The 13,596-nt window shown below is 37.8% G+C and carries 15 protein-coding genes; 11 read left to right on the top strand and 4 right to left on the bottom strand.

The window, feature by feature from the left end; genetic code table 11:
- The first annotated feature begins 80 nt into the window (after window positions 1-80).
- Genes C200_RS05810 through C200_RS05800 form a run of 3 tightly spaced genes read left to right on the top strand, consistent with a single transcriptional unit; the run spans window position 81 to window position 3,286 of the window.
- Window positions 81-464 carry a chemotaxis response regulator CheY gene (locus C200_RS05810; RefSeq protein ID WP_017377132.1) on the top strand — a complete coding sequence of 128 codons (384 nt, stop codon included), beginning with the start codon at window positions 81-83 and terminating at the stop codon, window positions 462-464.
- Between the two features lie 41 nt (window positions 465-505).
- Window positions 506-1,249 carry a protein phosphatase CheZ gene (locus tag C200_RS05805; RefSeq protein WP_016209769.1) on the top strand — a complete coding sequence of 248 codons (744 nt, stop codon included), beginning with the start codon at window positions 506-508 and terminating at the stop codon, window positions 1,247-1,249.
- A 12-nt stretch (window positions 1,250-1,261) separates the two neighbouring features.
- Window positions 1,262-3,286, top strand: a complete 2,025-nt coding sequence (locus C200_RS05800; RefSeq protein ID WP_016209798.1) for a chemotaxis protein CheA — start codon at window positions 1,262-1,264, stop codon at window positions 3,284-3,286.
- A gap of 61 nt (window positions 3,287-3,347) precedes the next feature.
- Here the strand turns inward: C200_RS05800 and C200_RS05795 are convergent, their stop codons facing one another.
- The 3 genes from C200_RS05795 to C200_RS05785 form a co-directional block, all read right to left on the bottom strand.
- The gene (locus C200_RS05795; RefSeq protein WP_051307317.1) at window positions 3,348-3,641 is read right to left on the bottom strand and encodes a hypothetical protein; all 294 of its coding nucleotides are present in this window, start codon (window positions 3,639-3,641) and stop codon (window positions 3,348-3,350) included.
- Window positions 3,642-3,777: 136 nt separating this feature from the next.
- Window positions 3,778-4,500, bottom strand: coding sequence for a hypothetical protein (locus C200_RS05790; protein ID WP_016209791.1), 723 nt, complete (start codon window positions 4,498-4,500; stop codon window positions 3,778-3,780).
- A gap of 164 nt (window positions 4,501-4,664) precedes the next feature.
- Window positions 4,665-5,387, bottom strand: coding sequence for a tetratricopeptide repeat protein (locus C200_RS05785; protein ID WP_016209771.1), 723 nt, complete (start codon window positions 5,385-5,387; stop codon window positions 4,665-4,667).
- Between the two features lie 706 nt (window positions 5,388-6,093).
- Here C200_RS05785 and C200_RS05780 point away from each other — a divergent pair.
- The 8 genes from C200_RS05780 to C200_RS16085 all read left to right on the top strand — a co-directional run bounded on the left by C200_RS05780 (window position 6,094) and on the right by C200_RS16085 (window position 13,169).
- Window positions 6,094-6,549, top strand: a complete 456-nt coding sequence (locus tag C200_RS05780; protein ID WP_032126436.1) for an SUF system Fe-S cluster assembly regulator — start codon at window positions 6,094-6,096, stop codon at window positions 6,547-6,549.
- 15 nt (window positions 6,550-6,564) lie between these two features.
- Window positions 6,565-8,013, top strand: a complete 1,449-nt coding sequence (gene sufB, locus C200_RS05775) for a Fe-S cluster assembly protein SufB (RefSeq protein WP_016209793.1) — start codon at window positions 6,565-6,567, stop codon at window positions 8,011-8,013.
- Window positions 8,014-8,053: 40 nt separating this feature from the next.
- Window positions 8,054-8,809: a Fe-S cluster assembly ATPase SufC gene (gene sufC, locus C200_RS05770; RefSeq protein ID WP_016209795.1), complete on the top strand. Its 756-nt coding sequence runs from the start codon at window positions 8,054-8,056 to the stop codon at window positions 8,807-8,809.
- Between the two features lie 4 nt (window positions 8,810-8,813).
- On the top strand, window positions 8,814-10,190 hold the full coding sequence (gene sufD / locus C200_RS05765; protein WP_016209780.1) for a Fe-S cluster assembly protein SufD: 1,377 nt from the start codon (window positions 8,814-8,816) through the stop codon (window positions 10,188-10,190).
- A gap of 23 nt (window positions 10,191-10,213) precedes the next feature.
- The gene (locus C200_RS05760; protein ID WP_016209796.1) at window positions 10,214-11,431 is read left to right on the top strand and encodes a cysteine desulfurase; all 1,218 of its coding nucleotides are present in this window, start codon (window positions 10,214-10,216) and stop codon (window positions 11,429-11,431) included.
- 30 nt (window positions 11,432-11,461) lie between these two features.
- Window positions 11,462-11,836, top strand: coding sequence for a HesB/IscA family protein (locus tag C200_RS05755; RefSeq protein WP_016209778.1), 375 nt, complete (start codon window positions 11,462-11,464; stop codon window positions 11,834-11,836).
- A gap of 18 nt (window positions 11,837-11,854) precedes the next feature.
- Window positions 11,855-12,406, top strand: a complete 552-nt coding sequence (gene sufT / locus C200_RS05750) for a putative Fe-S cluster assembly protein SufT (RefSeq protein ID WP_016209772.1) — start codon at window positions 11,855-11,857, stop codon at window positions 12,404-12,406.
- A 325-nt stretch (window positions 12,407-12,731) separates the two neighbouring features.
- Window positions 12,732-13,169, top strand: a complete 438-nt coding sequence (locus C200_RS16085; protein WP_016209781.1) for a hypothetical protein — start codon at window positions 12,732-12,734, stop codon at window positions 13,167-13,169.
- Between the two features lie 255 nt (window positions 13,170-13,424).
- On the opposite strand, the gene C200_RS05740 is transcribed toward C200_RS16085, so the two are convergent.
- The coding region (locus C200_RS05740; RefSeq protein ID WP_033923692.1) for a transposase at window positions 13,425-13,596 on the bottom strand (172 nt) is incomplete at its 5' end.

The raw sequence follows: 13,596 nt of genomic DNA, 5'->3' as shown, positions 1-13,596 counted from the left end.
TCATGTTCTGGTAATTTTGCCTATACTTAAGCTAGGTGCCGGGCTTACACCAGTGCGGGGAGGCCACTTTGGATAAGAATATGAAAATCCTGGTTGTGGATGACTTTTCCACCATGCGACGGATTGTAAAAAATTTATTGCGTGATTTAGGATTTACCAACATTGCTGAGGCAGATGATGGGGCAACTGCCTGGCCGTTACTACAAAAAAGTGATTTTGATTTTTTAGTGACTGACTGGAACATGCCTGGTATGACAGGGATTGATTTGCTAAAAAATGTACGTGCGCATGATAAATTAAAATCTATGCCTGTATTGATGGTAACGGCAGAACAAAAACGTGAACAGATTGTTGAAGCAGCTCAAGCTGGAGTTAATGGTTATATTGTCAAGCCATTTACAGCAGCGACGCTCAAAGAAAAACTAGATAAAATCTTTGAACGTGTTGATGGAGCGAAGAAGTAATTAAATTAACTTTAATAAATGAATAAACGTATGTGGATGTTATGAAGAATGAAGAGCAACTGTTAACCCAGTCGACTCTTGAAAAAGCTTTATCACTAGTTGAGAGCTTGGAAGGAGGGGATGCAAAAGAAGCAGCACGCCTAGTGGCTGAGTTAAGTCAATGTCTTGAAGAAGATTTTGTCCAAGAGGTTGGTAAAATTACTCGTGACCTTCATAATACCTTGGTTGACCTCAGTGAGCATAAAGAAAAAAACTTAAAAGACATTACTGATGAGTTACCAGATGCCAAGGATCGTTTAGAGCATGTTGTAAAATTAACAGAAGATGCGACAAATAAAACCATTGATGTTGTTGAAGTGTGTTTACCTTTAGGTGACCGACTTGCTTTACGGTCAGCTCAATTATTAACCGAATGGGACCGTTTACAGCATCAAGAGGTGACCCCTAAAGAATTTAAAATGCTCTACCATGGTTTAGGTGATTTTTTAGCGGAATTAAAAGGAAATGCTGAATTTTTAAATAAAGCACTCAATGATGTATTAATGACTCAAGAGTATCAGGATTTGACTGGGCAGTTGATTGGTCATGTTTTAAATTTAGTTAATCATGTTGAGACGAATCTTGTTGATTTAGTGAGTGCTGCTAAAGGAGCAGGATACAATTTTACCGAAAAAGAAAAGAGTACAGTATTAGCTGAAGGTCCAGTAGTCAATGTGCACAAGCGTGAAAATATTGTTGCCAGCCAAGATGATGTGGATGATTTGTTATCCAGTTTGGGACTGTAAGGAGAGTCATGAATGGCTTTAGATCCAGATGACGAGATTCTCCAGGATTTCTTAATTGAAGCTGGAGAGATATTAGAGTCACTATCAGAACAGTTGGTAGAGCTTGAGTCTCGTCCGGATGATGCAGATTTATTAAATGCTATTTTTCGTGGCTTTCATACTGTTAAAGGGGGCGCGGGCTTTTTAGCATTAGATAATTTAGTTGAAGTTTGTCATATCGCTGAAAATGTATTTGATATTCTGCGCCAAGGTGAGCGTCAAGTTGATGCGGACCTTATGGATGTTATGTTGCAAGCGCTAGATACTGTCAATGCGATGTTTGAGCAAATACGTTCATTTGAAGACCCTGATGCAGCAGAGCCTGAGCTATTAAAAAGCCTAAATGCATTAGTTTCTGGTGATAGTGGATCAGAAACAGTAGAAGACAGTGCGGCTGTTGAAGAACAAGCACCAGTAGAGCCTGAAGAGAAAGCTGGCGCAGCTCAAAAAGAAAAACCTGCTGGCGATGAAATTACTGAAGATGAGTTTGATCAATTATTGGATGAGTTACATGGCTCAGGTGTGCCAGGAGTTAAGTCTGAGGGTGGTGAAACTAAAGTAGAGGATAAAAAAGATGAAGGATCCTCTATAAAAAAAGCAGCAGCTGGCGATGAAATTACTGAAGAAGAGTTCGAAGGTTTATTGGATGAGCTGTATGGTGAAGGGAAAGGACCTACTTTAGAGGCAGATACTGGTACTGAAGAAAAATCAGTGGAAAAACCAGTAAAAGAGGCAGCAAAGGCTGTTGAGAAAAAGCCAGAACCTCAGAAAAAAGCAGCGCCTGCGGCAGCAGCGAAAAAAGAGGATGCGGCCAAGGCAGAAGCATCAGTTCGTGTTGATACAAGTTTGCTTGATGATATTATGAACCTTGTTGGTGAGTTGGTTTTGGTGCGTAATCGCTTAAAGACGCTCGATATGAATGCAGAAGTGACCGATGAGGGTATGACTAAGGCGATTGCTAATTTAGATATGGTAACTGCTGACTTGCAAACGTCGGTAATGAAAACTCGCATGCAGCCGATTAAGAAAGTATTTGGTCGTTTTCCACGTTTGGTCCGAGATTTAGCACGTAGCTTAGGCAAAGAAATTGACTTAAAGTTGGTTGGGGAAGAAACTGATCTAGATAAAAATTTGGTTGAAGCATTGGCTGATCCTTTAGTCCACTTAGTGAGAAACTCATGTGATCATGGTGTAGAAATGCCTGACTTACGTGAAGAGCGCGGTAAAACGCGTAAGGGGACGATTACCCTATCGGCTGAGCAAGCTGGAGACCATATTTTAATTTATATTGAAGATGATGGTAACGGCATGAATGCCGATGTCCTGCGTGAAAAAGCCATTGAAAAAGGGTTGATGGATCGAGAATCTGCGGAGCGCTTGACAGAAAAAGAGTGTTATAATTTAATTTTTATGCCCGGGTTTTCAACTAAAGCGGAAATTTCAGATATCTCTGGCCGTGGTGTGGGCATGGATGTGGTGAAAACAAAAATTACCCAGTTAAATGGACGTTTGGAAATTGATTCAACATTGGGAACTGGAAGCCGTGTTACCATCAAGGTGCCTTTAACATTAGCAATTTTGCCGACATTGATGGTGATTGTGCAAGATCAACGGTTTGCCTTCCCTTTGACCGCTGTGAGTGAAATTTTTCATTTAGATCTGACCAAGCTCAATATCGTTGATGGTCAAGAAACAGTGATTATTCGTAATAAAGCATTGCCATTATTTTTCTTAAATCATTGGTTGATTAAAGACTCACCGAAAGAGCGTCCTGATAGTGGTCATGTTGTGATTATTTCAGCAGGTTCCCAACGCATGGGGTTTGTTGTTGATCAGCTCGTAGGTCAAGAAGAAGTGGTGATTAAGCCTTTAGGTGGACTCTTACAAAGTACAACTCCGGGAATGGCAGGTGCAACAATCACTGGTGAGGGGCAAATTGCACTGATTCTTGAAATTGCTGATTTGATTCGGCATTATGCTAAGCGTGTTATAGCTTAAAAGGTTCCTAATTTTTAAATCATCATTATGTGCGTGAAATTTGTGTGAAGTTAATATTTGTTTAGTCCCATTTTCTAAGTTTCTTGATTGGTCTGTTATTAATGTCTTCATTTAAAGATGCATTGCAAGAATACCTGCCTATCTCTTGGCGTTTAGCACATTCTGTAATATATAGTTTACACAGTGCTTTTTCATCTTGAGTTGGTTGACTGATGTTTTGGCAGTATTCCACTTCTTTTTTAAGTTGATAGTCTGGCATTTTTTTAATACGTTGTTGCTCATTACAGCCGGCAAGCACTAAAGCCGTGATGGCGACGACTAAGACTAATGTATTACAAGTAATCTGTTTATTCATTTTTAATATTTTAAAAACTAAAAGGTCATATTTAATATTAATTATAATGAATAAATTTTAATTTGTGAGAATGGCGATTATTTTCGTTGAGTTGAATCACCCGGTTAAGAGAGGAAAAGCAAGGTATTAGTTTGTTTCAGGCACTAGGCGCTTTCTGTTTAGGAAGTGAGAGTCCTAGTGTGAATTTTTTTAATAATTTTAAAGGTGTATTTGAAAAAAGAGACAGCTCGTGATAGGGCAGGCAGATATACTGGTGACCATCTGAATATAAGCCATGCAGCAAAATATGTTTGATTACCTCAAGGTAACAGTAATGCTCGCTATTATTCGCTATTTTAATTTTATTAATTAAATTATTTTTATAAATATATACAGTATTTGTTTTTACTTTGAAGACCTTTGCAATATCACTGGCTTTGATTGTGTTAAAGTGAGCTAAAACCATCAGTAATTTTATATCTGTTTTATTTAATGTTTGGCCCTTATAAGGTGCTTTTTCGATAACATCAAGGCATTTATTGTGGATGAGTTGTTCTAGGCTAAAATCGGTTTCATGAACAATACCAATGATTTTTCCATCATTAATTTGAGGGTATTTATGTAAAGCGCCAACAAAGAAGCCTTCTTTGCTAATTGTGATGCCTTCTCGACGCGCCTTTGTTACTTTCTCACGGGCAATATCGATAATATCTTTGATTGCTTGAGCGCACCCTAGTGGGAAGGTAACACATTGATTGGCACGTTTACCAACAACATGATGTTGCTCTACATTATAAAAATTAAGAAAAGAACGACTGACAAAAGTGACAATACCTTGAAGGTTAGTAATGCAATATATCTTATTTTGTTCGTTGGTCATTTTATTTATTTATACATCTTTACAGTCATAGGATGTCACTATGCTGTTATGAATTAATGCTAATGTTCCAGAAGCAACTATAGCGCATATAGAGTTCTATAACAAGCCAGTAGCCCTATTGACAGGGTAGTTAGTGTTAACAGGGGAGGTAAATATTTAGGTGTTTAAATAATGCCAGCATTTTTTTTATTTAAAGCGTGTAGTTGATAGCGTTGTTTGGTTTTTTTATTGTTTAAACCAGCAATTTTGCTTTTGATGTCGTTAATTGTTTTAGCTGCGTTTTGGAGTTGCTTGGGTGAGAGACGAGCGATAAGTTGATCGATTTTTTGTTGAGATTGAGGAAGCTCATGGTTTGCTGCTAGTTGAAACCAGGCAAATGCGGTGACTGTATTTTGGATAACGCCTTTACCGTGTAAGTAGGCTAAGCCGAGACGGTATTGAGCGGTGGCAACTTGATTAAGTGCTGCTTGATAAAACCAGAAAAAGGCATGTTGTTGGTTTTTTTTCAGCCAATAGCCATCATGATATAAAGTGCCAAGCTGAAGTTCAGCTATTGGATCACCTGTTGTTGCAGCAAAGCGAATTTTGCTAATGGTTAGGCTTGGTTTTTTACTTGTATATACAGGTGTCATATATTGAAATGTTTTGATATAAGGGGCTTGGTTATTATGGTCATTTTTTGTTAAATATAGGGTTACAGGCGCTAATGGTATGGTATTAACTTGTGATTTTTTCTCTTTATCAGAGTCAGAATTTCTTAGTTTTTTTTGCTTTTGAACAGGATTAACAGAGTTACTGATTTTTGTTATTGTTGAGCAACCGACAAGCAAGGCACTGATGCTTGCCATTGTGATGCCGAGCTTTAGCTTATTTTTATGATTTAGCATGATTACTACTCTTTTTAGCAGGCTATTATTCTAGAGCTTTTATTATAAAGTGCAAGCATCAAAAAATTATTAAATTACTTTGTGTTTTTAATCTTTCAAAATGTTATTTAGTTTGGGATTTTTATTAAAAATATCTGGCACACCAACTAGTAATGGAATTGGTATTAATTTGTTTATTTAATATTTAAGGATAAAACTATTGAATTATCTCTAAAATATATCTGATATTCAATTCACTAATAATTTAGCATATGCTCTGATTTTATTACCAGTTCAGAACATATGCGGGAGTGCGCGGATATACAGTCGTTTTCTCTGCGTTTAGTAATTAGCATTTATAGGGTTAATGTTTGACAGGCATTTATGTGTTTTATTGCATCAATATATAGTTTCATATTTTTTAAGTGACGAGGCCCTTTTGCTTTAGAACGGTTAATATTTAGTAATTTTTTTTCAAAATGTCCTCTATAATACCCTCCCTAGTGACTCTAGATTAGAATTCAGATAATTTTTTTATTCTGTTAGGATATTAATTAGTCATGTTGCTTTGATATGATTGTAATCTTGTTTATTTTAAGGCTAATCAAGTCAATTAAATGGTTTTTAGATCATCGGGGGTGGGGCTAAACAGCTAAGTTCAGTTGAAATAGTACTGTTTTAGTATTATATTAGGCGCCAAAGTTTATCGAGTTTAAGTGTTATTCACATGTTAAGAGTGAGTAAAATGGCAGATTATGCCACGGTAATTATGGTTTTTTTTGCTCGTCATGCCGATGCTGAGGCTCATTCTTACTGTAGTTTCAGTGCTGTAGAAGTTGCAGAAAGTACACAAATAGCACTGCCCTCTGTTAGGAAAGTACTGAAACTCCTGGTATTAGCAGATATTTTAACTTCTGTGCGCGGGGTCAATGGTGGATATCATCTAGCGCGCTTTGCAGGACATATCAGCTTAGCAGATGTTGTTTGTGCGATTGATGGGCCCATTGCGTTAACTGAGTGCAGCCAGCAGATTCAACAGTGTCATCATGCAGAACATTGTGTGGTCCAGCCGAGCTGGCGGTGGGTAAATCAAGTGGTTGTGAAGTCGTTACATGCGGTTTCCATTCAGCAGATGATTGGGCAGCCTGGTGAGATTACAATAAAAGTAGCGAATGTAAGATAAGGTGAAATAAAAAGCATGACAAACAATAAACGAGACGTAGAATCTTTAGTCAAACAAAACTATGCGCATGGTTTTGTGACTGATATTGATTCAGAAGCGATTTCACCTGGGCTTAGTGAAGAGACAATACGATTAATATCAGCTAAAAAAAATGAACCTGCATGGTTACTAGAGTGGCGCCTTAAAGCCTATCATGATTGGTGTGAGATGATTGAGCCTGATTGGGCGCATGTTCATTACGAGTCGCCTAAATTTGATGATATTGTCTATTATTCAGCGCCACGCTCTCAGCAAGAGGGTCCAAAAAGTTTAGATGAGGTGGATCCTAAACTACTTGAAACATATAGCAAATTGGGTATTCCGTTGCAGGAACAAAAGCGTCTTGCTGGTGTTGTTGCGGTGGATGTGGTTTTTGATAGTGTTTCTATTGCAACAACATTTAAAGAAAAGCTTTCGGAAGCCGGAGTCATATTTTGTCCTATTTCAGAAGCTGTACGAGATTACCCTGAGCTTGTGAAAAAATACCTAGGCAGCGTGGTTCCTCGCAAAGATAATTTCTATGCAGCGCTAAATTCAGCCGTGTTTAGTGATGGCTCGTTTGTGTATATTCCTAAAGGTGTACGTTGCCCAATGGAATTATCGACTTATTTTAGAATTAATGCAGCAAATACTGGGCAGTTTGAAAGAACCTTAATCATTGCTGAAGAAAGCAGTTATGTCAGCTATCTAGAGGGCTGTACTGCACCGATGCGTGATGAAAATCAATTGCATGCCGCGGTTGTTGAGCTTGTTGCGTTAGACCATGCAGAAATTAAGTACTCTACCGTGCAAAATTGGTATCCTGGTGATGAGCAAGGCCAAGGGGGAATTTATAATTTTGTGACTAAGCGGGGTGTTTGTCATAAAAGTGCTAAAATCTCTTGGACGCAAGTTGAAACTGGTTCCGCTGTGACGTGGAAGTATCCAAGCGTTGTATTACGAGGAGATAACTCTGTTGGTGAATTTTATTCTGTAGCACTAACGAATAACTACCAGCAAGCAGATACTGGGACAAAGATGATTCATCTAGGTAAAAATACCCGCAGTACGATTATTTCGAAAGGCATTTCTGCAGGTAAAAGTTCAAATAGTTACCGTGGCTTAGTCAGAATTAATCCGATGGCAGATCATGCTCGAAACTTTACTCAATGTGATTCGTTATTGATTGGTGGGCACTGTGCAGCCAATACCTTTCCTTATATCGAAACAAAAAGCAAATCGGCTCAAGTTGAGCATGAAGCAACGACCTCAAAAATTAGTGATGACCAATTGTTTTATTGCTTACAGCGTGGAATTAATGCAGAAGATGCGGTTGCTATGATTGTCAATGGTTTTTGTAAGGAAGTATTTAAAGAGCTGCCAATGGAGTTCGCGGTTGAAGCACAAAAACTATTAGAAATCAGCCTTGAAGGTGCCGTGGGTTAAATAATTATTAGATTTAAATTGAATAATGTAGAGAGTTGCCATGTTAAGTATTAATAAAATTTATGCTCAGGTGAGCGATCAAAAAGAAATTTTAAAAGGATTAAATCTTGAAGTGCGCCCGGGTGAGGTTCATGCCATTATGGGACCTAATGGTGCTGGTAAAAGTACTTTATCAAATGTGTTGGCAGGTCGTGATGGGTATGAGGTCACAGGTGGTGATATTTTATTTAATGATAAAAATTTATTAGAAATGAGCGCAGAAGAACGTGCATGTGCTGGTATTTTTCTTGCTTTTCAATATCCTGTTGAAATTCCGGGAGTTAATAATGCCTATTTTTTAAGAACAGCATTAAATAGTGTTCGCAGAGCAGGTGGTCAGGCTGAGTTGGATAGCATGAGTTTTATGGCATTAGCTCGTGAAAAAATGAAGTTATTACAGATGGACCCCAAATTTTTAAAGCGTGCGGTAAATGAAGGTTTCTCTGGTGGGGAGAAAAAGCGTAATGAAATATTACAAATGTTGTTACTAGATCCTGAACTGATTATTTTAGATGAAACGGACTCTGGACTTGATATTGATGCTTTAAAAATAGTCGCAGGCGGCGTTAACTATATGCGTGGTAAAGATAAAGCGATTGTGATGATTACTCATTATCAGCGTTTGCTTGACTATATTATCCCTGATTATGTCCATGTATTAGCCGATGGTAAAATTATTAAATCAGGAGATAAAACCTTAGCTTTAGAGCTTGAAGAGAAAGGTTATGGCTGGTTGAATGTGGAAGGCAAGGCTTAACATTATGAAAGCAAAACATAATGAAGCTAAAACTACTATTTTAATTCCTGAAATTTTTATTGACGCATATCATCAGCAAAAAAATAATGGCAGTAATGGCTGTGTAGCATTATCAGAGTTAAAGGAAAAAGCATGGCAACAGTTTATTAAAACAGGACTCCCTCATCGTAACATAGAAGAGTGGAAGTATACTGGGCTTAATCATTTTAATAATTTAAAATTCGAACTGGTAACTGCAGAAAGTTGTCAAAATAATCATAATGGTATTGACCAGAGTATGATTGATTCACATCGTATTCAGGGAGCAAAATTAATTGTTTTTATTGATGGGCATTATGCAGGTGATTATTCTGATGAAATGATTTTTTCAGAAGGTGTTACTGTAGAGCCGCTATCACAATGTATCGGCTCTGAAGAAGGAAGTGCTGCAGGCTCGTTATTAACGGCTTTATTTGAAAAAACTAAGATTAAGCCAAGTCATATTATGGCTCAGTTAAATACGGCGTTGTTTGAAGATGGCTTATTATTGAATGTTGCTAAGCATACGTGCATTGAAGATATTCAGTGTCTTTATATTGCGACAGGAAATAAATTTGTTAATTATCGGCATGTTATTAATTTGGCTGATAATGCCTGTGCAACATTGATAGAAACGTCGATCAGTTTAGGTGATTCTACTGCGGGGTTTACAAATATTGTTAGTACAGGGAATTTAGCCCGAGGCGCAACATTTAATCATTATAAGCTTTCACAAGAGTCTAAGACTCAGCAGCATATTGCGGGTTTATTTGTTGATCAGGCCAAGGGCAGTTTTTTGCGCTCTCATCATGCAGCCTTAGGAGGTGATTTAACCCGTTATGATGTGGATGTTAAATTGCATGAACCAGGTGCGCATTGTTTTTTAGATGGTATTTATATTCCGACAGCAAAACAGCATGTGGATAACCATGTGTTAGTTGAGCACTTAGCCAGTCATACGACCAGCGAGCAACATTTTAAAGGTGTGCTTGATGATCAAAGTCGTGGGGTTTTTAATGGTAAAGTGATTGTTCATGAGGGAACTTCACAGATTACCGCTCACCAATCGAACCATAATTTACTGCTGTCTTCTCGAGCTGAAATTAATACTAAGCCGGAATTGGAAATTTATGCGGATGATGTAAAATGCTCACATGGAGCGACTGTTGGCCAGCTTGATGAAAAAGCGCTATTTTATTTAAAAAGCCGTGGTATTGCTGAAAGTGAGGCGCGAGGTTTGCTTACGCATGCCTTTGTCAGTGATATTATTGCTAAGATTGTCGTTAAAAATATTCATGATCATGTTGAGTGTGCTGCTCGTGTTAAAATGGATCGTACGGTGGTAGGTTTTAATGATGCGTAATGATCCAGGTTTAAGAGGGTAACATGATATTTGATGTCGAAAAAATACGCCAAGATTTTCCTATTTTAGAAAAAACAGTGCATGGTAAGCGTTTGGCATATTTAGATAGTGCAGCAACTGCACAAAAACCACAGGCTGTTATTGATGCTGAGAGTGGGTTTTATCAGCAATATAATTCAAATGTGCATCGTGGCGTGCACTATTTAAGTGAGATGGCAACCGTACGTTATGAGACTGTACGCGAAAATGTGCGTGAATTTATTAATGCAGCTAGTTTAAAAGAAGTAATTTTTAGTTCAGGGACAACCGCGGCAATTAATGTGATAGCGCAAAGTTTTGCTGCCGCATTTATTAAGCCGGGTGATGAAATCGTGATCAGTGCCATGGAGCATCATGCGAATATTGTTCCTTGGCAGATGGTCTGTGAGCGTTATGACGCTGTACTTAAAGTCATTGATATTAACGAGTTAGGTGAATTAGACTTAGCATCATTTCAAACGTTGCTTACTAAGAAAACCAAGCTTGTTGCTATTGCTCATGTCTCTAATGTTTTGGGGACGATTAATCCTGTTGAAATGATTATTGAAAAAGCGCATGCACAGGGAGTTCCGGTATTGCTTGATGGTGCACAGTCGATAGTGCATCAGAATATTGATGTACGTGCATTAGATTGTGACTTCTTTGTTTTTTCTGCACATAAATTGTACGGCCCGACAGGCGTGGGTGTACTTTATGGCAAAGAACAGTGGTTAGAGAAAATGCCACCTGTATTCGGTGGTGGTGATATGATAGAGACTGTTTCTTTTGAAAAAACTATGTATGCAGAGTTACCACAAAAATTTGAGCCAGGAACACCGCATATTGCAGGAGTGATTGCACTGGGTGCAGCAATTAACTATTTAAAAAATATAGATTTTAATGCAGCTGCGGTGTATGAGGCACAATTATTAGAGAGGGCAACCGAGCAGTTGCAACGCTTTGGTGTCCAATTGATAGGTCAAGCAGACAAAAAAGCACCTGTGATTTCGTTTGTTCTGCCAGGTACTCATGCACATGATGTAAGTATGGTGTTAGATCAGCAAGGTGTTGCTGTGCGCACAGGCCACCATTGTGCAATGCCATTAATGGCACGCTTTAAGGTGGATGCGACGTTGCGCGTCTCATTTGCTATATACAGTAATAGTGATGATATTGAGCAGCTAATGGATGGCATGCAAGCGGTTCGACGATTATTAATGTAAATCAAAGAGATAGATAAAAGGAAGAAAGAAATGCCAGAAGGTGTAGTGGGTTTCGATCCAAATGAAGCTGCTGACATTACCGTTACAGACAGTGCAGCAAAGCACTTTTTAGTTATGCTCGATAAGCAAGGGGCAAAGGCGCTTCGGCTTTATATACGTAAAAGCGGTTGTTCAGGCTATCGTTATGAAACAGATTTGGTGGAAAGTGGTGAGAAGAATGATGATCGTTTAGATTTAAAAAATGGTCTGATTTTATTTATAGATAAGAAAAGCTTGCCCTTTATTAATGGGATGACTATTGATTATATTGCTCAGCCTTTGGGGCAGTTTAAAGTTATTTTTTATAACCCACGTGAAGCTGCTGTGTGTGGTTGTGGGGAGAGCTTTACTGTGGATACAGAGTAATTTAAGAGTAATATGAGCATGAATCATCGATATGAAGTTGTTATGGTTTCTCGAGAGTGCGAGGGACACTTAATTCCAGCTGGGGATAATATTGTATTACAGCCAGGCACTGAAGCAATTATTGCTCAGGCACTGGGGGGGAGCTATACCCTGAATGTCAACGGTAATTTAATTCGTCTTGATGGCAAAGATGCAGATGCAATTGGTAAAGAGCCTATTTTGCCAATCGTTGATGATGGCCGTCAATGGACTCAAGAAGAAATTGAAGAGCACACTTGGAATCAATTGAGGCTTTGTTATGATCCTGAGATTCCTGTGAATATTGTCGATTTGGGATTAGTCTATGAGTGTCAGATCATACCTGCTGAGAAAGGAACTTTTTTTGTTCAAATCAAGATGACTTTAACCGCAGCAGGTTGTGGGATGGGCCCTGTTTTGATGGCGGATGCTGAAACAAAAGTTCGTCAAATTCCAAAGGTGGTAGAGGTTAATGTAAAATTAGTTTTTGATCCGCCATGGTCACGAGAGATGATGAGTGAGGCAGCTCAATTAGAGCTTGGTGTTTTTTAAACCGAGTGGTTTAATCCACTCGGCTTTATATCAGTTTAATGTTTTCTGTATGTTTTTTTGTGTCGCTATCTATTAAAACTATAATTTTATTTGTAGTTATTTATTGATTTATTTTTTATTTTATACAATAATTAGCTGTTTTTATTATTGATCATGATTTTTGTTTTAATTGTGGAGTTTTAATTAAAGAAAATAAATATAATCTGAAAATAAATTTAAATTATTACCTTAAATTTTAATAAGTTCCCACTCTGTTTGTTTAAAAAATAGAATTTTTATTTTTGTGCTACAATTTAGTCAAATGACTTAGAAGGAAATCGCTGTTATGAAAGTAACTTTAAATTTAGGTGAGTTAGAAGCTAAGCGTGAAGGATTTAATTTCACTGTTAAAGATGGTGGAGAGTTAAAAGTCACTGCGTCTGGCATAGAATACAAAGCAAAAGGGAAAAAGTTAGTAACCAAAGTGACTTGGGCTAAACTAGGCGGCATGCTTGGTGGAGACTCTGCTCCTAAGAAAAAAACGGCAGCAATTAAAAAGCCAGGGCGTCCTAAAAAAGCCGCGGTGGCATCGACTGTGAAAAAAGTCAAAGCTAAAAAAGCAACGCCGGCGAAGAAGACTGCAGCTAAAAAGCCAGGTCGTCCTAAAAAAGCAGCAACAGTGAAAAAAACTATAGCAGCAAGGAAAGTGAGCCGTCCTAAAAAAACAGTAGCAATTAAAAGAAAATCCGTAACTGCAAGAAGAAAAGTAAAAGCTAGGAAATAATAGTAGTCAACTTCTATCTGGCTTTTAAGTACAGAGCAAAGAGCAAGAGCTTTATTGCTCTTTTTTATTTTTATTGATGGCTAATATTTTTTTCGACATTAATTTAGATATTTTACAGTGCCTTGAGCTTAATTGATGTGAGTTTTATATCTACTGCAAGGATCTGCTTATGGATACCAGTTTGCTTGGTTTATTTGCATTGCCGATGGTTTTTGTAAGATTTTATTATTCTACTATTATTTTAACATATAGCACTCAACGAATAGTTTCTGACATTGACTTCATTACTTGACTAAGCGCTGTCTCTAAATTTATTTCATCTTGATCAAGCTTCATGCGAACCCTATTTTTAAGCGGTGACCATACATGCTCTATCGGGTTTAAATCAGGAGAATAAGGGGGTAAAAATAATAAGTGACAACCCGCA

Source organism: Piscirickettsia salmonis LF-89 = ATCC VR-1361, assembly GCF_000297215.2.
Classification (GTDB): Bacteria; Pseudomonadota; Gammaproteobacteria; order Piscirickettsiales; family Piscirickettsiaceae; genus Piscirickettsia; species Piscirickettsia salmonis.
Note: the sequence above shows the minus strand (reverse complement) of the source record. Positions and strands in the feature narration are given on the sequence as shown.

Excerpts from the sequence above, each read along its gene's own strand:
- C200_RS05810 (WP_017377132.1), top strand. The coding sequence starts at position 81 with ATGAAAATCCTGGTTGTGGATGACTTTTCCACCATGCGACGGATTGTA.
- C200_RS05805 (WP_016209769.1), top strand. The coding sequence starts at position 506 with ATGAAGAATGAAGAGCAACTGTTAACCCAGTCGACTCTTGAAAAAGCT.
- C200_RS05800 (WP_016209798.1), top strand. The coding sequence starts at position 1,262 with ATGGCTTTAGATCCAGATGACGAGATTCTCCAGGATTTCTTAATTGAA.
- C200_RS05795 (WP_051307317.1), bottom strand. The coding sequence starts at position 3,641 with ATGAATAAACAGATTACTTGTAATACATTAGTCTTAGTCGTCGCCATC.
- C200_RS05790 (WP_016209791.1), bottom strand. The coding sequence starts at position 4,500 with ATGACCAACGAACAAAATAAGATATATTGCATTACTAACCTTCAAGGT.
- C200_RS05785 (WP_016209771.1), bottom strand. The coding sequence starts at position 5,387 with ATGCTAAATCATAAAAATAAGCTAAAGCTCGGCATCACAATGGCAAGC.
- C200_RS05780 (WP_032126436.1), top strand. The coding sequence starts at position 6,094 with ATGTTAAGAGTGAGTAAAATGGCAGATTATGCCACGGTAATTATGGTT.
- sufB (WP_016209793.1), top strand. The coding sequence starts at position 6,565 with ATGACAAACAATAAACGAGACGTAGAATCTTTAGTCAAACAAAACTAT.
- sufC (WP_016209795.1), top strand. The coding sequence starts at position 8,054 with ATGTTAAGTATTAATAAAATTTATGCTCAGGTGAGCGATCAAAAAGAA.
- sufD (WP_016209780.1), top strand. The coding sequence starts at position 8,814 with ATGAAAGCAAAACATAATGAAGCTAAAACTACTATTTTAATTCCTGAA.
- C200_RS05760 (WP_016209796.1), top strand. The coding sequence starts at position 10,214 with ATGATATTTGATGTCGAAAAAATACGCCAAGATTTTCCTATTTTAGAA.
- C200_RS05755 (WP_016209778.1), top strand. The coding sequence starts at position 11,462 with ATGCCAGAAGGTGTAGTGGGTTTCGATCCAAATGAAGCTGCTGACATT.
- sufT (WP_016209772.1), top strand. The coding sequence starts at position 11,855 with ATGAATCATCGATATGAAGTTGTTATGGTTTCTCGAGAGTGCGAGGGA.
- C200_RS16085 (WP_016209781.1), top strand. The coding sequence starts at position 12,732 with ATGAAAGTAACTTTAAATTTAGGTGAGTTAGAAGCTAAGCGTGAAGGA.